Annotated in this window: 23 protein-coding genes; 12 read left to right on the top strand and 11 right to left on the bottom strand. The window is 62.3% G+C overall.

Translation table 11 applies throughout. The annotated features are described in order from the left end of the window. The 3 genes from LSQ66_RS05185 to LSQ66_RS05175 all read right to left on the bottom strand — a co-directional run bounded on the left by LSQ66_RS05185 (position 1) and on the right by LSQ66_RS05175 (position 2,154). On the bottom strand, positions 1-1,197 hold the full coding sequence (locus LSQ66_RS05185; protein WP_407659557.1) for an AI-2E family transporter: 1,197 nt from the start codon (positions 1,195-1,197) through the stop codon (positions 1-3). A gap of 50 nt (positions 1,198-1,247) precedes the next feature. Then, on the bottom strand, positions 1,248-1,562 hold the full coding sequence (locus tag LSQ66_RS05180) for a BON domain-containing protein (RefSeq protein ID WP_231768731.1): 315 nt from the start codon (positions 1,560-1,562) through the stop codon (positions 1,248-1,250). Positions 1,563-1,623: 61 nt separating this feature from the next. Beyond that, positions 1,624-2,154, bottom strand: a complete 531-nt coding sequence (locus LSQ66_RS05175; RefSeq protein WP_231768730.1) for a hypothetical protein — start codon at positions 2,152-2,154, stop codon at positions 1,624-1,626. 188 nt (positions 2,155-2,342) lie between these two features. Here LSQ66_RS05175 and LSQ66_RS05170 point away from each other — a divergent pair, with 188 nt between their 5' ends. The 3 genes from LSQ66_RS05170 to LSQ66_RS05160 are packed head-to-tail and all read left to right on the top strand — an operon-like array spanning position 2,343 to position 3,399. Then, positions 2,343-2,786, top strand: a complete 444-nt coding sequence (locus LSQ66_RS05170; RefSeq protein WP_231768729.1) for an outer membrane lipoprotein — start codon at positions 2,343-2,345, stop codon at positions 2,784-2,786. A 52-nt stretch (positions 2,787-2,838) separates the two neighbouring features. Beyond that, entirely contained in the window at positions 2,839-2,991 is a 153-nt protein-coding gene (locus tag LSQ66_RS05165; protein WP_231768728.1) for a DUF3309 domain-containing protein, read from the top strand. Between the two features lie 48 nt (positions 2,992-3,039). Beyond that, positions 3,040-3,399 (top strand): hypothetical protein, encoded by a 360-nt coding sequence (locus LSQ66_RS05160; RefSeq protein WP_231768727.1) that lies wholly within the window; start codon positions 3,040-3,042, stop codon positions 3,397-3,399. Here the strand turns inward: LSQ66_RS05160 and LSQ66_RS05155 are convergent. After that, on the bottom strand, positions 3,396-4,550 hold the full coding sequence (locus tag LSQ66_RS05155; RefSeq protein ID WP_231768726.1) for a patatin-like phospholipase family protein: 1,155 nt from the start codon (positions 4,548-4,550) through the stop codon (positions 3,396-3,398). The two genes, LSQ66_RS05160 and LSQ66_RS05155, sit on opposite strands and share 4 nt — an antisense overlap. A gap of 202 nt (positions 4,551-4,752) precedes the next feature. On the opposite strand from LSQ66_RS05155, the gene LSQ66_RS05150 reads away from it, so the two are divergent. The 4 genes from LSQ66_RS05150 (at position 4,753) to LSQ66_RS05135 (ending at position 11,094) form a co-directional block, all read left to right on the top strand. Then, on the top strand, positions 4,753-7,128 hold the full coding sequence (locus LSQ66_RS05150; protein WP_231768725.1) for a hypothetical protein: 2,376 nt from the start codon (positions 4,753-4,755) through the stop codon (positions 7,126-7,128). After that, positions 7,125-9,371 carry an RHS repeat-associated core domain-containing protein gene (locus LSQ66_RS05145; protein ID WP_231768724.1) on the top strand — a complete coding sequence of 749 codons (2,247 nt, stop codon included), beginning with the start codon at positions 7,125-7,127 and terminating at the stop codon, positions 9,369-9,371. Before LSQ66_RS05150 ends, LSQ66_RS05145 begins: the two co-directional genes overlap by 4 nt. 526 nt (positions 9,372-9,897) lie before the next feature. Beyond that, positions 9,898-10,524, top strand: a complete 627-nt coding sequence (locus tag LSQ66_RS05140) for a hypothetical protein (RefSeq protein WP_231768723.1) — start codon at positions 9,898-9,900, stop codon at positions 10,522-10,524. A 48-nt stretch (positions 10,525-10,572) separates the two neighbouring features. Then, positions 10,573-11,094: a hypothetical protein gene (locus tag LSQ66_RS05135; protein WP_231768722.1), complete on the top strand. Its 522-nt coding sequence runs from the start codon at positions 10,573-10,575 to the stop codon at positions 11,092-11,094. Between the two features lie 98 nt (positions 11,095-11,192). Here the strand turns inward: LSQ66_RS05135 and LSQ66_RS05130 are convergent, their stop codons facing one another. Genes LSQ66_RS05130 through LSQ66_RS05105 form a run of 6 tightly spaced genes read right to left on the bottom strand, consistent with a single transcriptional unit; the run spans position 11,193 to position 14,231 of the window. Continuing rightward, positions 11,193-11,585, bottom strand: a complete 393-nt coding sequence (locus LSQ66_RS05130; protein WP_231768721.1) for a hypothetical protein — start codon at positions 11,583-11,585, stop codon at positions 11,193-11,195. A 10-nt stretch (positions 11,586-11,595) separates the two neighbouring features. Then, the gene (locus LSQ66_RS05125) at positions 11,596-11,976 is read right to left on the bottom strand and encodes a phage holin family protein (RefSeq protein WP_231768720.1); all 381 of its coding nucleotides are present in this window, start codon (positions 11,974-11,976) and stop codon (positions 11,596-11,598) included. Between the two features lie 21 nt (positions 11,977-11,997). After that, positions 11,998-12,300 (bottom strand): DUF883 family protein, encoded by a 303-nt coding sequence (locus LSQ66_RS05120; protein WP_231768719.1) that lies wholly within the window; start codon positions 12,298-12,300, stop codon positions 11,998-12,000. Between the two features lie 50 nt (positions 12,301-12,350). Next, on the bottom strand, positions 12,351-12,884 hold the full coding sequence (locus LSQ66_RS05115; protein ID WP_231768718.1) for a ferritin-like domain-containing protein: 534 nt from the start codon (positions 12,882-12,884) through the stop codon (positions 12,351-12,353). A 27-nt stretch (positions 12,885-12,911) separates the two neighbouring features. Continuing rightward, on the bottom strand, positions 12,912-13,826 hold the full coding sequence (locus LSQ66_RS05110) for an OmpA family protein (protein WP_231768717.1): 915 nt from the start codon (positions 13,824-13,826) through the stop codon (positions 12,912-12,914). An 18-nt stretch (positions 13,827-13,844) separates the two neighbouring features. Next, entirely contained in the window at positions 13,845-14,231 is a 387-nt protein-coding gene (locus tag LSQ66_RS05105; RefSeq protein ID WP_231768716.1) for a DUF4398 domain-containing protein, read from the bottom strand. A gap of 199 nt (positions 14,232-14,430) precedes the next feature. On the opposite strand from LSQ66_RS05105, the gene LSQ66_RS05100 reads away from it, so the two are divergent. The 3 genes from LSQ66_RS05100 (at position 14,431) to LSQ66_RS05090 (ending at position 17,110) form a co-directional block, all read left to right on the top strand. After that, positions 14,431-16,461, top strand: a complete 2,031-nt coding sequence (locus LSQ66_RS05100; RefSeq protein ID WP_307730243.1) for an AsmA family protein — start codon at positions 14,431-14,433, stop codon at positions 16,459-16,461. Between the two features lie 86 nt (positions 16,462-16,547). Continuing rightward, entirely contained in the window at positions 16,548-16,853 is a 306-nt protein-coding gene (locus LSQ66_RS05095; protein WP_231768714.1) for a BON domain-containing protein, read from the top strand. A gap of 35 nt (positions 16,854-16,888) precedes the next feature. After that, positions 16,889-17,110 carry a glycine zipper 2TM domain-containing protein gene (locus LSQ66_RS05090; protein WP_231768713.1) on the top strand — a complete coding sequence of 74 codons (222 nt, stop codon included), beginning with the start codon at positions 16,889-16,891 and terminating at the stop codon, positions 17,108-17,110. Between the two features lie 125 nt (positions 17,111-17,235). On the opposite strand, the gene LSQ66_RS05085 is transcribed toward LSQ66_RS05090, so the two are convergent. Next, complete coding sequence (locus LSQ66_RS05085) at positions 17,236-17,982, bottom strand: Crp/Fnr family transcriptional regulator (protein ID WP_231770054.1); 747 nt, start codon at positions 17,980-17,982, stop codon at positions 17,236-17,238. Positions 17,983-18,133: 151 nt separating this feature from the next. On the opposite strand from LSQ66_RS05085, the gene LSQ66_RS05080 reads away from it, so the two are divergent. Both LSQ66_RS05080 and LSQ66_RS05075 read left to right on the top strand, forming a co-directional pair. Continuing rightward, positions 18,134-18,826, top strand: coding sequence for an outer membrane lipoprotein (locus LSQ66_RS05080; protein WP_231768712.1), 693 nt, complete (start codon positions 18,134-18,136; stop codon positions 18,824-18,826). Between the two features lie 167 nt (positions 18,827-18,993). Next, positions 18,994-19,203, top strand: a complete 210-nt coding sequence (locus tag LSQ66_RS05075; protein ID WP_231768711.1) for a hypothetical protein — start codon at positions 18,994-18,996, stop codon at positions 19,201-19,203. Positions 19,204-19,246: the final 43 nt, after the last annotated feature.

The raw sequence follows: 19,246 nt of genomic DNA, 5'->3' as shown, positions 1-19,246 counted from the left end.
CTATTCGCCGAGGAGTTCGGCGACCACTTCCATGCCCTCGACCCGCTCGGCCACCACCTTGACGATCACGATCACGGGCACGCCGAGCAGCAGCCCCCACACGCCCCACAGCCAGCCCCAGAACAGCAGGCTCACGAACACGGCCGCCGCGTTCATGCGGGCGATGCGCCCCGTCATGAGGGTGGTGACGAAGGTGCCCACCAGGGTGGCGATGGCCAGCGAGGCGCCCGTTACCAGCAGCACCATCTCGATGGACTCGAACTGCAGGTAGGCCACCAGGCCCGTGGCGCTGGTGATCAGGAGCGGCCCGAAGTAAGGCATGATGTGCAGCAGCCCGGCCACGATGGCCCAGGCGCCCGCATTCTCCAGGCCGATGCTGCGCAGGGCGATCCACATCAGCAGCGCCAGCAGAACATTGGTCACCAGCAGCATGAACATATAGGCCTGGATGGAGCTGTTGATGTCCTCCAGGATGTGCACGGTGATCTTCTTCTTCGACAGCGAAGGCCCGGTCAGCTTCACCAGCTTGCGCTTGAAGGTGTCGCCCGAGAGCAGCAGGAAGAAGACGAGGAAGATGACCATGGTGGCCTGGCTCAGGAAGCCCACCAGCCCGCGCGAACCGGCCCAGATCCAGTCGATGACCTTGATGCTGCCGCCCGTGTCGGCCGCCGGGGGCGCCGCGCGCCTGGCCTGGCGCTTCGCCTGCGCCCCGGCGGTCGCCTGCTCGATCTCGTTGGCCACGGCCTGGATGCGCTGGATGGTGCTGGTGCTGCTGCTGGTGGTCGTGGCCAGCAGCTTGGAAACCTTGTGGCTGATGGTGGGCAGCTCTTCGACGATGTTCTGGAATTCGCCGTGCACCCTGTCCATCATCATGGCCGAGCCCAGGAGGATGGCGCCCGTGACGAGGGTCGAGCCTGCAGCGCGCGGAATGCGCAGGCGCTCCAGCCAGACGACGAGGGGATTGAGGGTATAGGCGATGAGAATGCCCAGCAGCAGGGGCACGAGGAAATTCTTGGCCCACTGGACCGCGTACAGGAAGGCCACGGTGGCGATGATGCCCAGCGCGAGCCCGCGCGCGTTGACGTGCAGCGGCAGGCGCAGCTGGGCGCCGCCCAGGATCTCCGCCGGTGCGCCGGCGCCGGCCTCCAGGGCGTCATCCGGTTCGGCAAGGGGGACGTGGCGAGGCGGCTGGTCCATACAATCTCACATACTGCCGGCGCCCGCGCTGCGGGCGCCGGCCACGCCCATTACTTGACGCGGATGTCGTTCTTCACGGCCTGCACGCCTTTCACGCCGCGGGCAATCTCGCCGGCCTTGGTGATGTCGCCGGGCTGGGCCACGAAGCCGCTCAGCTGCACGGTGCCCTTGAAGGTTTCCACATTGATTTCGGTGGACTTCAGGGTCGGCTCGTTGAAGATGCTGGCCTTGACCTTGGTGGTGATCACGGCGTCGTCGATGTACTCGCCGGTGCCTTCCTTGGATGGGCTCGAGGCGCAGCCCACGACGGCGAAGACGGTGGCTGCGGTAAACACTGCGGTGGCGATTTTCTGCGCGATTTTCATGGCGAATCTCCTTCTTGGTTTTCAAAAATGCTCGCAGGACGAGCGTTCAAATCCAGCCGGTTCAATAACCGAACTGGGTCTTCGCAGCCGAGACGCACTGGTCTTTGGCTGTACCGGCCAATGCATCGCACTTTTCAGCTGCGACCTTGTACTCGGCGATCCGTTTGTCTTCGCGCGCGGCGGTGCGCGCTTCGATCACTTTCTTGTCGGCCTTGGCGTCCGCCAGCGCCGCCACATGGGTGGCCTTGGCGCGCTGCAGGCAGACATCCTTGTCGTTGCCGGTGTAGGCGTCGCAGCGCGTCTTGTCCAGCGCGAAGTCGGCATCGGCGATATCCTTGCGCGCCTTGGTGTAGGCGCGCAGCGTGTTCTTGTACTGGGCGGTGGCGTCGGCCTCGGCGCGCACGCGGGCCGCCTTGGCCTCGGCCACGCACACGTCCTTGGGATTGCCCGCGATGCCGTCGCAGGCGGCGCGCGCCACCTTGTAGTCGGCGGCCGCTTTCGCCTTCGCGTTCTGGTACAGGGCCTTGGCCTCGGGCGTCGCCGCCATGGCCGACGCGCTCGCGGCCAGCAGCATGGTCAGGATCAGCTTCATGTTCACTCCGCTTTTGGGCTTGCGATATCCCACAGTGTCCAGCAGACGGGCCGCGCTTTCTGTACGCTGGCGTACATTGAAATCTTTATTCTCGAAAATGCGAGCACGACAGTAAAAGGTGCGGCATCGCACAGACCGGGCAAGCCGTGCTGCCTATGCTGGAGTCACATCAATGTGGAGGACATCTTATGAAGACCACCCCAGCACTGGCAGCCATCATGGTTGCCGTCGCAGCACTCAGCGGCTGCGCCAGCAGCACTTACCCAACCGACACCAACTATTCCACCCGGGCCGATTCGTCCACCTACGGGGTGATCGACAATATCCAGGTGGTGCGGGTCGACCCGGCTACCAGCGGCGCCGGCGCCGTGGCAGGCGGCCTGGTGGGCGCCCTCGTTGGTAACCAGGTCGGCTCGGGCAGCGGCCGCGCGGCCGCCACCGCGGCCGGCGCCATTGGCGGCGCCGTGGCCGGCAATGCCATCGAGCGCAACCGCAACATGCCGCACGACATGTACCAGATCTCGGTACGCCTGGACAACGGCGACTACCGCACCATCAACCAGGACAATGTCTACGACCTGAACGTGGGCACCCGCGTGCGCGTGGTCGATGGCCGCGTGTATCGCTACTGATCCTGCGCGGCCCGTGACGGGACAGGATTTTCTTCCAACTTAGGAGCACATCATGGGCACCATACTCTTGATTATTCTGGTACTCGTCCTCATCGGGGCGCTGCCAACCTGGCCCCACAGCCGAAACTGGGGCTATGCCCCGAGCGGCATTGCCGGCCTGATCGTGATCGTCCTGCTGATCATGCTGCTGACCGGCAGATTGTAGGAAATCCAGGGGCGCCGCGGCGCCCCTGCTTATTTCACGGGAGCTATCATGAAACAGACACTCTTCGGCGTGCTGCTGGCCAGCCTGTGCTGCGCCGGCTTTGCGCAAAGCACCGACACCACGCCCCCTGCCGTGGCCAAGCAGCAGGCGAAAGAAATCGCGCGCGGCGAACCTGCGCGCTGGCAGAAGGCCGACAACACCACGCAGGCCCAGATGGCCACCAAGCGCAAGGAGATCAAGGCCGCGCTGAACGAGGCCATGGTGGAATGCAAGCAGATGGCGAGCACCGAGCGCAGCGAATGCCAGCGCGAGGCGCGCGCCACCTACCAGGAAGACATGGCCAATGTGCGCGAGCTGGTGACGGCCTCGAACCAGATGGGTTCGGCCTACGAGACCAGCGGCCGCTAGGCGGCCTTCCCGGACCGCTGTTGCAGGGGCGGCAGCTCGTGGACCACGAGCGGCGTGTCCTCGGTGACGGCGGCCAGCCAGCCCGCCGCCTCGATGGCGCGCGTGGCATCGCGGTAGCCCTGGTCCCAGCGCCATTCGATGGAGCCCTTGGAGAAATTGATGTCCTTCATGGGCATATGCCAGTCGTGGCCCGCGTAAGGCAGGCGCACCACGTGCAGGGTGCTGCCGCAGCCCATGGCGTCGAGCTCGCGCGCGGCCTGGGCGCTCCGGTTCCGGTCCGGCAGTTCGGCATACAGGTCGCGCAGCTTCTGCTGCATCTCGCGCGTGGCCACGTAATCGGCCAGATGGCGCCGTGAGCGCGAGGCGAAGGTGACATCCTTCTGGCGCGTCTGCACCTCCTCCAGCGTGGTGGGCTCGGGGCCTTCCGCGGCCCACAGGTCCACCATGAAGCACAGGGTATCGGCATTGCTGCGGTCGGCCAGCACGGTCTCCAGCGGCGTGTTCGAATACAGGCCCCCATCCCAGTACAGGTCGCCGTCGATGCGCACCGGCGGGAAGCCCGGGGGCAAGGCGCCGCTGGCGCGGATATGGTCGGCGCACAGCTTGCCGTCCTGGCTGTCGAAGCTGCGCAGGCTGCCGCATTTCACGCGCAGGGCATTGACGGTCAGCCGCATGCCTTCCGGGCCGTTCAGGTAGTCGAAATCCACCAGTTCCTTGAGCGTGGCCGCCAGCTCCTCGGTCGAATAGAAACTCGCCTGCTCCGGCTCCACCGGCAGGCCCATGGCGAAGGGATGGAAGGCACGGGGGCGGAAGAAGCCAGGAATGCCGCGCAGCAGCGCATCCCAGGTGGACAGTCCCACATTGTGGCGCCGCTGCTGCTCGCTCAGGTGGGTCATGTCGATGCCGTTATGCTGGGACACGCGGTCCCAGAAGGCCTTGATGCGCTGCAGCCGGTCGGCCGGGCGGTTGCCCGCCAGCAGCGCGCCATTGATGGCGCCGATCGAGGTGCCGACGATCCAGTCCGGCGCCAAGCCATGCTCATGCAGGGCGTGGTAGACGCCCGCCTGGTAGGCGCCCAGGGCGCCGCCGCCCTGCAGCACGAGCACGACGCGCAAGCCGGCGGGATTCAGGCGGTTCAGGGTCCTCGTCATTTCGCTCCCCACGGGAAAAACGCGTGAGCCATTGTAGCGCGCATCCCAATCCCTGGTCATTCCTCCCAATTTTTCTGCCATTCTGCAGAGCTAATGTCATTTATTCAACTTATTGACGCAACGCCAACTTTAGTATTTTTTTAACAATTTCCGGCTGCGGTTCAGCAGAGAACGTGCCTACCCCTCCCCTTAGCATCAGGATATGCAAATCCAAGACGTGGAGGCTTCCATGCAGTGCTTTACTCGACAGGTCGGTACAAACGCAGGACGTCGTGCCGCCGCGGTTCTTGTGTTTCTCTGGCTTCAACCGTTTTCCGGCTGCCGCGCACAGGAGGATGCAGACGGTTGGCTTTATGCCTGGCCTCTGTTTTCCACCGCTCCAACGCCTGAGGAAGCATGTCGGCGGATAGACCGGATACTAAAGGACGAATTTCTTTACGCGGCACCGGCTCTGATCAGCGGTGTCTGGAGCGGTCTGATTTACGACTGCACGTATCGCCTGGCCTTGACTGGCACTACCTTTCGCTTATCTACATCCCTTCACTGCTCCGGGGGAAAAATTCCAGCGTGGCCGGGCGTATGCACCCGTCCCGTCCGCCGTCAACCCAAGAAGCCGCCGGCTTGCTCGTCGAATGATCCGTCCTATACCGTTGGGAACCCAGTTTCGGTAACCCTGGGAGCAAAGGTAGAGGACGCGGTCGATTTTCTCTGGGGACCATCAGCTCTCCACCGCATCGTGCGCTCCTATCGATCCATTAGGGAGGCAATGCCCGGTTCTGCGGGACATCAGCTATGGTCCTTTTCTTTTGATCGGGGCTTCGACGTGACGCAGCCAGCCTCGGCATCTCGTCCGTCTACGATCACGATTACGGATAGCTATGGGAATACAGACGTGTACAAACCAGAGGCAGATAACTACCGGTCCGCAACGTCTGGCGGCGTACTGAAGCCGCTCAGTTCCGACCACGCAAAATGGGCTCATCTGCAGCCGGATGGCATGCTGGATGTCTACGAGAAGGTAGACAACGAATTCAGGCTGACGAGCTCGCACACTTCGGCTGGCATGGAAATCAGCTATGCCTACGACCAAAGCAACCGGCTGTCCCAGATCATGGATACGTTCAACCGAACCGTCGATCTGAGGTGGACTGCCGAAGGCAATCTCGCAACGATTCAGAATGCTACCAGCATCTCAGCTTACGAACACGAGGCAGTTGGCGGTGAAACACAACTGCGCAATCTGTACAGGCTGCGTTCCGTATCGAGACAAAGTGCTGACAAACAGGAACTGGCCAGCACCCGCTATCACTACCTCGATGGCTCAACATGGCAGAGTCGCTTTCTACTCTCCGGCATCGAGCACGAGCCCGGTGTGCAGTTCGCCCAATTCAGCTATGACGATGAAGGACGGGTTCTCAGCTCGGAACATGCGGGCGGGGCCTATCGCTTCACCTTTGCCTACCCCAATTGGTCCAGCACGGTGGTAACCGATCCACTGGGAGCCGTGCGTACCTATACCTACGATGAAGTTAACTGGCGTGACCGGATTACCGAGATCAGCCAGCCTGGTGGATCTGGCTGCGCCCCGGCGGCTCGCAAGTTCACTTACGACCTCGAAGGAAACCTTGTCAGCCTTGTCAAGTTCAACGGCCAGAAAACCTGCTTCGCCAACCACGCCACGCGCGGCCTTGAAATAACCCGTGTCGAAGGCCTGAATGATACCGAGCGCTGTCCTGCTGCCAGCGTCGCGCCCAGTGCCGGCCAACGCAAGATATCGACGCGCTGGCATCCGGTTTGGGATGTAAAAACCGGCATCGCCGAACCACTCAAGATCACCAGTTACATTTACAACGGTCAGCCAGACCGGGACGGGAAGATTCTTCAATGTGCAGGTAACGGCAAGCTTCCGGACGGGTCACCGGTAGCGGTTATCTGCAAACGCATCGAACAAGCAACGACCGACCAAAGCGGAGGCCAGGGCTTCGCCGCTGCCGCGAACGGTGCTGCCCGCGTGACGACCTACACCTACAACGCCTTCGGCCAGATGTTATCCAGCGCAGAATTCGTCGGCCCAGGGCGCAGCAACACCACACGCTACGAATATTACGCCGACACTTCGCCATCGCACACCATGGGCGACCTGTGGAAGGTGGCAGATCCTGATGGGCAAGTTACCGAATACCTGGAGTACACAACTTCTGGCGTGCCCACCAAAATCCGCACGCCGCAAGGTGCGGTGACCGAGCGGAGCTACGACGTTTTGCAACGTCTGACCCGTCACGTCACCGCAGCTGGAACGCCTGGGGCCAGGACGACAGACTTCAGCTACAACGCCGCTGGCCTACTGATCAGGGTAGATTTGCCTGACTCGTCCTCCCTCGCCTACAGCTACGACCAGGCGGAGCGTCTGACGGCCATCACCGACAAGCAAGGCAACTCCATCCAATACACCCTGGACAGCATGGGCAACCGTATTCGCGAGGAAACGCGCGACGCCTCCGGAACGCTGACACGGCAAGTGACGCGTGTGTATGACGTCCTCAACCGTTTGCAAGACAGCAGGGAGAACAGCAAATGAAAAACCACATCATTCGACTGGCAGCCTGCACTGCTGCATTGCTCGTTCCGGTCGTTCAAGCCCAGGACATGACACATTATGAATACGATGGAGAAGGCCAGCTGACGCGTGTCAGCAGCCCTTTGGGCCAGACCACGCAACAAGTGTTCGACAAGCTTGGACGGGTGACGAAGCAGCTTCTTCCATCACCGGCGGCGGGCAATCCGACACCTGCCATTTCCTACAGCTATGATCTGCAGGACCAACTGATCGGTGTAACCGACCCAAGGAACTTAACGACGCGTTATACGGTCAATGGAACAGGTGACCGCACACTGACCGCAAGCCCTGACACAGGCTCCACCAGCTTCCTTGTCGACGCCACCGGTGACATCGTGCAGATGAAAGACGCGCGCGGACAAATCACCAGCTTCACTTACGACGCCCTGCACCGGCTCACAAAGGCGAAATACGCGAACAGCATCGCCACCACATTCGAATACGACACCGGATCGCCGGGCGCAATCGGGCAACTGAGCAAAATGACTGATGAATCCGGCCAAACGCGCTACCAGTACGACGTGCAAGGGCGGCTGCTGAGCAAGGAGCAAACCACTGGCCTGCGAACCTTCGTCATCCGCTACGAATACGGCATTCAGGGCAGCGCACTGGGCAAAGTCACTTCCATGCGCTACCCCAGCGGAAACGCCATTCGCTTCGCCTATGACGACACAGGTCAATTGGCGGAAATGACGCTCGTGACGCCGGACGGGACGGCCGTGCCGCTCTTGCAGGACATCCGCCACCAGCCCTTCGGCCCAGTCCGCTCATGGACATGGGGCAGCTCGGCCCTGGGCGCAGCGCGCCACTACAGCCGCGAGTACGATCTGGATGCGCGGATGGTTGGCTACGATATGGGCAATGGCGTATTCCGCAAGCTCGTGTATGACGCGGCGGGAAGAATCGTCCGCACCCAACACGAGAACCGTCTGCAGGGAAAGCTTCTGCCTGAGCTTGACCAGGCGTATGCATACGACGGTCTTGATCACCTCGTCCATTTCACCGGCGCGAACACCTCCCAGGCCTACGGTTACGACGATAGCGGCAATCGTATCAGCACCACGTTTGGCGCGAACTCCTACGTGAACAGCTATGACAACGCCAGCAACCGTCTGCTGGCGACCAGCGGACCGTCACCCGCGCGAACGCTCACCTACGACGCAGCGGGAAACCTGATCAGCGACGGCAGCATCAACTTCATTTACAACGCGCGCGGCCGTATGCAGTCAGCGACAACCAGCGTTGGCAAAGTCACCTACACCTACAATGGCTTAGGCGAGCGCGTGTTCAAGAGCGGCCCCGAATCTGTCGTCAGAGGTGGAAAGCTTCACTTCGTCTATGACCCATTGGGTCCGCTGCTCATCGGCGAATACGATGCGGCGGGCCAGGCGCTTCAGGAAACGATCTACCTTGGCACCACGCCAGTTGCCGTTCTGCAGCCGGGCACAAACAAGATGCGACCAGCCGTGCACTACATCTATGCAGATCACATCGAAACCCCGCGTCTGATCATTTCTGCGGAAACCAGCAAGGTTGTTTGGCGTTGGGATAGCGCCGATCCCTATGGCGTCAGCCCCCCTGTCGAAGGGATGCCAGGAGGGGGCACATTTTCCTACACTCCTCGTTTCCCTGGCCAGTATTATGACCGCGAAACCAATCTGTACTACAACGTCAACCGAGACTACAACCCGCAAACCGGCAGCTACGTGCAGTCCGACCCAATCGGCCTCGCGGGATCAATCAACACGTACGCATATGCCGACGGCAATCCGCTCCAACGCGTTGATTTCTATGGCCTCGAAACCTGTGTCGTGGTGACCAAGACTTCGTATGGACTGAGGGATCACGCTGCGCTCTATCTTTCTCAGGGCGCTGATGACGGAGGTCCCTTCTTGTTTGATCCTGGCGGATCGTACGCCAGATCGCATGGTGGTGGAACAGGTGATTTTGTAGACGGAAACGCAGCCAGTCTGGGCGACTTTTTCCGTCATCACAGTGACGCGAACGGCGAGAGAACATGCCAGCCAACGACTCGGGCTGAAGAGCAGCGGCTGGTGGAAAAAATTTTGTCACTGCCCCCTCCGGCTTCGATGTTGTGCGCTGTAAATGTATCGAATGTGCTTGCAGGCTCAAGGTACTTCCCGAACGTCCGGCCAGACACCTTCTTCCCGGGAAACCTATATCGAGCAGCCGGAGGAAAATAATGTTTACCCCAAGAAGAGTTACCGTCCTCGTTTTTACCGTGCTTCAGGCCGCCTGGATTCATCTCATAGGAAGGCACTACAACCCTCTTTTTCTATCAATAATTTTGATTGGGGCGCTGTTTTGGTTTCTGAGGCTGCTAAGACCAAAGATTTGCACCATGCCCCTCCTGGCAGTCGTCCTTATAGGGGTGGCAGCTGGGTATGTCTCCTCTTTGATTACGATGTTTGCTGCACAGTGCGAACTACGTGGATATCTGTGCCTGGCTTTGCCTTTTCCTCCATTCTTTTTTTTCTTAATCTCAGGGGTGTGGTTGTACGGCCCTGTGGTTTTCGGTTGTCTTGTCAGGCGCAGCACCGGCAGCACCGTTCAGGGCAATGCCGGAGCAAATGACTCATGAATTGCATGCCAAGAGCAGTGGCTCGCAGCTTGCGCTTTTAAAAGGTAAAAATGCCCACGGACTCTGCACGCATAGGGCTTGCAGGGTTGAGGCGGAGGATCTTATCCATAGCACGCAGCGGGCGGGAAATGATGTCTATCTCGAAAAAATTCTTATCCTTTTTATCACTGCTCTTCAGGCAATCTGGATCGGATTCCGTCTTTGCATTCTCCTCACGAACAGACTTCGTTTCCTGGAAGCGGCGACTTGTCGGCGATACCGGCGAGTGGCATAGGCGGGAAATGAGTAACGGTTTATCCACAATCAGGCTACAAAGGGAGGATATACGGATGCTTCGGCCAAAAACCATGCTGACACTTATTGCTGCGATTGCACTTGCATTGGCTGCGGTCGTGCTACTCCAGCAGGAGGCGGACAATGATCGGGCCCAAAGCCGCAAACCATACCAGCTTCCTGCCCGTGAATTAGCGCGTCTGTCAGATAAGGCGCCGACTGATTGTGCTGCTGCGCTGACGATGGCACGGCATCATTTGTATGCTTCCCTAGAACTGCGGCAAGCCGAGAAATTCTTTCGATTCGCGAATCGATGCCCGAGCGTTGGATCCATGGAGGGCTTGCTAACCGTACTTCGTGACCCGCAGGACGATACTGAAGTAGATGGTTTAGTGGCGGCGTTGAAGAAGCTTGACTTCGCAAGGGGTCAATCGGCTGCACAGGAAATCGAATTGCGCAGGTCGGAGCGGGCCGCGAGATGACGTCCGGGTAAGCGAGGAGCAAACAGGACTTGCGGAAGGAGTACGTTGATGACGTCCAATTTCATTCGGATGATAATCCTCGGGCTATTAGCAACCACGATAGGATCAAGAGCAAGCGCTCTTGACAAGAACCTGCCTGCTGGCTGGCGGCTGCCCAGTACCTCGGAGCTCAACGCCGGCTGGCGGCCGAACCGCGACGAACGAGGCGCAATTGCAAACGGCGATTTCAACGGGGATGGTTTTCCTGATGAAGCAGTCCTGCTATTGTCCTTGGATGGCACCAAGCTGGGGCTGTTCGTCTTCCTGTCGCAGCGACAGAAGCCGTTCAAAATCCATCAGCTTGCCAACGTTGACGGGTCGCTGCTGGAAGTGATGGGGATCGCAAAAGTGCCTGCCGGTACCTACCACACAGCCTGCGGAAAAGGATACTGGGAATGCCGGAAGAATGAGGCTTCAACAGTACCCGTAGACACGGATGCAATTGACTATTTCAAATTCGAGAGCGCCAGTTCATACTTCTATTGGGATAGGCGAAAAAAAACGTTCCGTCGCGTTTGGATAAGCGATTGATTTCTAGTCCCGTGTTCAAAATTAGCCACCCTGCAAGCATCGAGCTCACAGGGTGGGAGCAGATATCTCCGTGGCGCAGAATGATGCCCCGGTCGTGCTCAGATGCCCGGATCGACCCCGCGGTTGCGCTTCAGGAGGTAGGCCGCCAGGGCGCCGCCCACCACCGTCAGCGCGAGCACCGGCTTGATCAGGCGCTTGCGGGCGATGAAGGAGCCTACCGTGATGGCATAGGGCATCAGGGCCTTGTAGTTGATGCTGCCGAGGATGCCTCCGCCCCCTCCTCCATTGCCGCCGCCGAGCAGGTTGCCCAGGCGGGCCTGGGCCGCGCCGATCGCATGGTCCACCGCCCCATGCAGCAGGGCTTCGGGATGCAGGGCGTGCACCACCTGCATCTTGGAGTGCAGCACGCTGACGCGGTACAGCTCGCCCTCCTTGATCAGGCGCTGCTTGTCGGCCTGCAGGGCCGCTTGCTGTTGTTCCTTGTCGCTCATCGCTATCCTTTCACAGCAGCATATCGCGGTCGGCCTTCAGCTCGGCCATTGTGGACGGCAGCGCCAGCTTCCCTTGGCGGATCAGCTTCATGATGCTCATGACCAGGGCCACGGCCACCACGACGAAGACCGCCGTCAGGATCAGCAGGATCTTCCAGCCCAGCGCTTCCCAGGCCAGATAGATGAGCGTGGCGGTGCCGAAGGCGATGGCAAACCAGGCGGCCAGCATGGCCAGGGCGAACAGCACCGACAGCTGCACCAGGTGGTTGCGCACCTCCGACAGTTCGCAGGCGGCCAGCTCGATGCGCGCCAGCAGCAGGCGCAGGCTGTTTTTGGCAACCCCGGCCAGCGAGCCGATCAGGCCGGGGTTCTGTGGCTCGGAGTGTTCCATGGGGACTCCAGCCGGCGCCGCTTATTTGCGGCCCAGGATGACGCCCACCAGCAGGCCCACGCCCGCAGCCACGGCGATCGAACGCCATGGGTTTTCCTTCACATAGGCGTCCGTGGAGCTGGCGGCCGCCTTGCCGTATTCGATGGCGCTAGCCTGGGCTTCCTGGGCTTTCGCCAGCGCGCCTTCCAGCGCGCGCATGCCGCGGCCGCGCAGCTCCTCCGCCTTTTCGCCGGTCAGGGCGGTGGCGGCGCTGAACAGGGCCTGGGCATCCTTGACCAGGGTCTTCACATCGTTGTTCACGGTGCTGATGTTATTTTCCAGCATGATTAGCTCCTTATTAACAGTACGAAAGTGGAAACTTTACAGCGGACTGGCTATTCAAGCAAATCCCGCATATCGTCCGCATGCTCTTCCTCGACGGCGAGGATCTTGATCAGGAGCTGCTTCGTGGTGGGATCGGTGTCGCCGATCCGTTCGATCATCTGGCGATAGGACTCGATCGCCACCCGCTCGGCGATCAGGTTGGCCCTCACCATCGACTGCACTTCCATCGACTCATCATACTCGGCGTGGCTGCGCGCGAGCAAGGTGGCGGGGTTGAAGTCCGGTTCCCCGTTGAGCTGGATGATGCGCTGGGCGATCCAGTCCGCGTGTTCCTGCTCCTCAATGGCGTGCTGCAGGAATTCGGCCTTGATGCCCGCGTTGTCGCGGCCCACGATGGTGTAGTAGTGGCGCTTGTAGCGGTTGATGCATACGAGCTCGGTGGCCAGCGCTTCGTTCAGCAGGCGCAGCACGAGCTCGCGGTCGCCCTTGTAGCCGGCGGTGACCGGGCCGTCGGCCAGGTTCTGCGCCGCCACGCGGATCGCTTCCCGGTCGATGCCGCTTGGGATCGGGGTGGTTTCAGCCATGATAGTCCTTGGTTGCGAAAAAAACGGTTAACGGCGCGCCTGCACGGGCACGCCCGGCTCGGACAGCACGATCTCGACGCGGCGGTTCAGCTGGCGGTCGCCCGCCGTGGCGTTGCTGGCCACGGGATAGGCCTCGCCATAGCCGCGCGTCTGGATGCGGCTGCTGGCGATCCCCATCTGCATCAGGGCATTGCGCACCGATTCCGCGCGGCGCTGCGACAGTTCCAGGTTGTGGGCGGTGGAGCCCGTGCTGTCGGTGAAGCCTTCCACCAGCACGCTGCGGTCCGGGTTGTCGGCGAGGATCTGGCCCAGCTTCTGCACGGTGGCCATGCCCTGCGAGGTCAGCACGGCCTGGTCCACGTTGAAGAGCACGTCGCCCAGGGTCACCACCATGCCGCGCTCGGTCTGCTTGGCGTGCAGCTCGGCCAGCTGGGCGGCGAGGACGGCGGCGGCCGTCTCGGCCGTGCGCTTGCCGGCCTCGGCCTGCTGGGCCTGGGCCTGGGCCTGCTGAGCCTGCGCCTGGGCGGCCTGGGCATCCGCCTGGGCCTGTTCGGCGCTGCGCTTCGCGGCCTCCGCTTCGGCCGTGCGGGCCTGCAGGCGGATCTGGTCGCGCTGCTGTCCCGCCTTGGCGATATCGGCCTCGGCCTGCTTGGCGCGCGCCACTTCCTGGGCCGTGGCCACCTTCTGCTTGGCGATGTAGGCCAGCTGGTCGATCTTGTCCAGGCTCTCCTTGTTGGCGGCGGCCACATTGGCGGCGTTCAGGGCATCGGTGGCGGCCTTGAACTCCATGGGCGCATACTGGGCCACGGAGGGATTGTTCTGGGCGGCCATGTAGTCGCTGCGCGCCTGCTCCAGGTTGCTGGTGGTGGTGGGCACCGAGCTGCAGGCCGACACGGCAATCGCCAGCGCGAGCAGGGCCGGTTGGAAGATCTTCTTGTTCATGATACGGTCCTTTCCCGATTATTTGGTGAGATTGCTGTTCACGCGGTCCAGTTCCTCGCGCAGCACGCGGATATCTTCCTGCAGCGTGTTGGCGGCAGCGGTGGCCTTGGCGGAATTGGCCTTGCTCTGGGCCAGCTTGGCGTCGGCCTGGGCCTGGGTGGCCAGGTCGCGCGCCAGCTGGTAGTCCTTCGCGGCCAGCGCCTGGTTCGCGCGCAGCATCTTCTCGCGCGCTGCCGCCATTTCGGCGGGCGCCAGTTCCGCCGCGCCGGCGGTGGTCGCATTCTCGACAGCGTTGCGGGATACGGCCACATCGGCGGTGGCGGGCGCCTTCTCGGTGGCGCAGCCGCTCAGCAGGGCGACGGCCAGTCCGCAGGCCAGGGGAAACGTCATGGTACGAGGGCGCATTATTGTTCTCCTCAATAGTCGTTGGGGTGGTTATGACGTTATAGCCGCGCAGCTCCCGGCAATCGGTTCGGTGCCGCACATATCGGCGCAAGCATGGAGCGCGCCCGCCCCCACGGTGCGGAACCGCACATTGCCTGCCCGGCGGATGGTGTAGCCTCGGCCTTATCCGGAATATCGACAGAAGAGGATTCCCATGGCCATGCCACGCCGAACCAAGATCGCGCTTGCCGTGGGCGGCACGGTGATCGCGATTCCCCTCATTGCGGTGATCGTGCTGCTCAACTACGACTGGAACCGCGCCAAGCCCTGGCTGAACCAGAAGACCAGCGAAGCCATCGAACGCCCTTTCGAGATCCGCGGCAATCTCTCGCTGAGCTGGGAGAAGCAGCCCCTGCCCGCGCAGGACCGCAGCTGGCGCGACTATGTGCCCTGGCCGCACCTGGTGGCCAACGATGTCCGCATCGGCCATCCGGCGGACATGAGCTCGGATGAGGCGCTCAAGCTGCCGCCCAACATGGCGAGCGCCAGGCAGTTCTCCTTCTCGCTCAATCCCTTCGGGCTGCTGCACCACCAGATTTCCATTCCCGAACTGCGCTTCGATTCGCCCCAGGTCTACCTTCGCCGCACGGCGGACGGCAAGAACAACTGGACCTTCAAGAAGAAGGAAAAGAAGTCGCCATGGGAGCTGGACCTGCAGCGCGTGGTCTTCAGCAAGGGCAGCATTCACCTCGTCGACGCGATCCAGAAAATCGACGCAACCGCCGACGTGGACACCATCGACGACCCGAAATACGGCGTGGCCTGGAAGCTGGCGGGGCACTGGAACCGCGCCCCGATCAGCGGCGGCGGCAAGACCGGCGCCGTGCTCTCCCTGCAGGATGCGGACATCCCCTTCCCCGTGCTGGCCAACGCGAAGATCGGCCTGGTCAGCTTCGGCGCCGAAGGCACGCTGACGCGGCCCATCCAGCTGGCGGCCGTGGACATGAAGGTGAAGGTCAGCGGCGCCAGCATGGCCAGGCTGTACGCGGTGACGGGCCTGGTGCTGCCCGAAACGCCCCCCTTCTCCACCCAGGGCCACCTGGTGGGCACGCTGGCCAAGGAAGGCGGCAAATGGCATTACGAGAACTTCACGGGGCGCGTGGGCGACAGCGACATCTCCGGCAAGCTCGCATACGAAATCAAGGAACCGCGCGGCCACCTGACGGGCGCCGTGCGCTCCAAGCTGCTGCAGTTCGCCGACCTGGGCCCGCTGATCGGCGCCGACTCCAACGAGAGCAAGGAAAAGCGCGGCGTGGCGGCCGTGCAGCCCGGCGACAAGGTGCTGCCGGTGGAAACCTTCAAGACCGAACGCTGGACGGCCATCGATGCCGACGTGAGCTTCCGCGCCGACCGCATCACGCGCACCAAGCAGCTGCCGGTGGCCAATCTCTACACCGAATTCCACCTGAACGACGGCGTGCTCAAGCTCACGCCCCTGAATTTCGATTTCGCGGGCGGCAACCTGAAGTCCACCGTGCGGCTCGATGGCAGCGGGCGCAAGGTGAAGAACGCCATCGCCGCCCAGCTCGATGCCACGGGCCGCCACATCAAGCTCAAGGAGCTCTTCCCCAACCTGCCGCAGATGCAGGCCACGGTGGGCGAGATCAACGCCGAAACCAAGCTTACGGCGACGGGCAACTCCGTGGCGACCATGATGGCGAGCTCGAACGGTGAGCTCAAGACCCTGATCAACGACGGCACCATCAGCAAGCTGCTTCTCGAGCAGATGGGCCTGAACGTGGGCAGCATCATCGTCACCAAGCTGGTGGGCGACAAGCCCGTGAAGCTGAACTGCCTGGCGGGCGACTTCGCCGTCAACAACGGGCTCGCCCAGACCCGCCTGCTTGTCGCCGACACGGAGGACGCCACCATCTACGTGAGCGGCGGCATCAATCTGGCCAACGAGAAGATGGACCTCACCCTCAAGCCCGAAAGCAAGGGCCTGCGCATCATCTCCCTGCGCTCGCCCATCTACGTGCGCGGCAGCCTGAAGAAACCGGACGTAGACATCGACAAGGGCGTGCTGGCCATGCGCGCGGGCGGCGCCATCGCGCTGGCCGCGCTGGCCGCTCCCGCCGCCGCGCTGGCGCCGCTGATCAGCGGCGGAGGCGGCGGCGCCGACTGCGGAAAACTGCTGGCTGTGGCGCGCGAGAAGCCGCAGGCGCCCCCGCCCGGCAAGACGAAACGGTAACAAAGCGTAACTGGGTGAGATGGCGAACAGAACGTTTGTGCCGAGCTTCCTAAGATAGGAACCGTGTTTCAGACAAGGAGCGCAACATGAAGCAACTGACTTCTCTGCCGGCTGTTCTGTCCGGGCTGGCGCTGGCAGCACTCGCAGGCTGCGCGACGCCGGAACCGGCGCCCATTGTGGCGACCGACGACGCCTCGCTGACCAGCAACGTGCGCACCGCCCTCGCCGAGCAAAAAGGCCTGGACCCGGCCAGCGTCATGGTGGAAACCTACAACGGTGAAGTGCGCCTGAGCGGCTTTGCCCCATCACAGCAGGAGATCGACACGGCAGTTGCTGCGGCCCGCAGCGTCACTGGCGTGAAGGTTGTCAGGAACGACATGCAAGTGAAATAAGCACGCTACCACTTAACCACATTAAGGAGATCATCATGAACATCAAACAGATCGTGACCCGCGCATCCCTCGTCGCCGCCGTGGCCGGCCTCACCGCCTGCTCCGGCATGAGCACCCAGGACCGCAACACCGCCATCGGCGCAGGCGTCGGCGCCGTGGCCGGCTCCGCCCTGTCGGGCGGCTCGGCACTGGGCACCGTGGGCGGCGCCGCCGTGGGCGGCGTAATCGGCAACCAGGTCGACAAGCCCCGCCGCTAATCCGGCCGCAGCAAAACAGGGGCCCCTTTGGGCCCCTTTTTTATTGCTTAATTGGGGACAGACCCCTTTAAGAAATTTTTGCGAAATTTCTTAAAGGGGTCTGTCCCCAATTAAGCAATAAAAACTCAGACGAAGACGGTGCTGATGCCGAGGCTGCCGTCGTCCTTGACCAGCTCGTAGCAGCGGCAGGATACGGCTTCCAGCCCTGCTGAATCGAGGATCTCGATATTGCCCCGGCTGTAGGTGATGAGCTTCTGCTGCTGCAGCGCGCTCGCGGCCTTCGTCACGCCGACGCGCCGCACGCCCAGCGCATGGGCCAGGAACTCGTGCGTGAGGTGGAATTTTTCGGATTGCAGCCGGTCGCGCGTAATCAGCAGCGAACGCGCCAGCCGCGCTTCCAGTACGTGGAAGCGGCTGCACACGGCAATCTGGATGGCCTGGGCCAGCAAGGTGTCCGTATAGCGGTGCAGCAGGCGCTGCAAGGCTTCGTTGCGCGAGAACTCGCTGCAGAATTCCTCCGCGCCCATGCGCAGCATGCGCCCTGCCCGCTGCACCACGGCCCGCACTTGGGCCTGGCCATGGCCCAGCGCCACCGAGGCGCCGATCATGCCCTCGCGCCCCACCGAGCCGACTTCCAGCGTCATGCGCCCTTCGGCCACCGCCAGCAGGGAAACCAGAGCGTCGATGGGGAAGTAGATGTAGTGGATGGGTTCTCCCGGCTCGAAGAGCAGGTCGCCCACCTCCGCTTCGATGGGCTCGCACAGCGCCTCGATCTGCTGCAGCTCGTCCTCCGGCAGGCTGGCCAGCAGGCGATTGCTGGCGGGCTGGGGCCGGACGGGACTGCTTTGCACGGTGTCGAAGTTGAGGTTCATCGGCATGGCGGGCGCGGTTCAGAGTGTTAGGCCGAGCGTAACGACTCCCATTACCCATGTATGTACGGTGACGCACGGAACGAGTCTCGGTGCCGGATGACAATACCTGCATCGGCCGCGCACCCGCGGCCATCAGAAGAAGGGAATTATTATGGACAATCCAATCACCTCCACCCGCAAGCACAACACGCATCCGGTGCTGCTGATCGCCGCCATCGCGGTCATCCTGTTCTGCACCGTAGGCATTGCGGCTGTCATGGGCTGGCTGCCTTCCTCCATGGGCGAGCGCCCCAGCGCCGAGTCGCTGGCGGTAAGCAGCGCGCCGGCCACTACCCCGGCCTATCCGCCGCCGTCGGCCGCCGTCAACAACAGCCAGTACGGCGCCACCATGCCTGCCGACGCCATCGGTGGCGGCGCCGTGGGCGCAGCGGCCGGCGTGGCCGCGCCGCGTCCGGAACCGCGCCCTGAGCCGCGCGATGAAGCGCCGGTGCGGGCCGCTGCCCCCGCTCCCGTCTGCAAGAACTGCGGCGTGGTGGAGCACGTGAACGTGGTCACGCAGCGCGCCTCCGGCAGCGGCGTGGGCGCCGCGGGCGGCGCCGTGGTGGGCGGCCTGCTGGGCCACCAGGTGGGCGACGGCCGCGGCCGCGACCTGGCCACGATTGCGGGCGCCATCGGCGGCGCCGTCGTCGGCAACCAGGTGGAGGGCAATATGAAAGCCACCAAGAGCTACGACGTTACCGTGCGCATGAACAATGGCAGCACCCGCACCATCCACACCACGTCCGCCCAGTGGCAGCAGGGCGACCGCGTGCGCATCGTCAACGGTCAACTGCGCGCACGCTGACGGCCAAAAGCAACACTTCGTTTCTCCCGATACAAGCCCTGTTGTGCTCAGCAGGGCTTTTTTTCGCTATGTGTGATGCCGAACAGAGTCGGCCCGGAACCCAGCCGGACAATGAATTCACGCTGTCGCACAAAGCGGAAACGGTTTGTGACATTGGGAGAACAACAATGAACAGGGTGCTTTGGGGTTGGATCATTGCTGTCGGACTGCTGGTAGCGCGGATCGGCTATGCCGAGTTTGAATCGGCGGAAACCGCTTCGCCGGAGGTGACGGTGATGCTGCTGTTGACGGGAGGGCTGCTGATCGGCCTGTTCGGCATTACGGGCCTGCTGGGCATGCTGGGCTGGGTGCCGCGCATCGCGGAGAAACATGAATAATTGCAAATGTTAGCTAAACTGTACGTCAGCGTACAGAAGGAAA

Origin of the sequence: Massilia endophytica (genome assembly GCF_021165955.1) — a bacterium.
Classification (GTDB): domain Bacteria; phylum Pseudomonadota; class Gammaproteobacteria; order Burkholderiales; family Burkholderiaceae_D; genus Rugamonas; species Rugamonas endophytica.
This window is presented reverse-complemented; position numbering and strand designations above follow the sequence as displayed.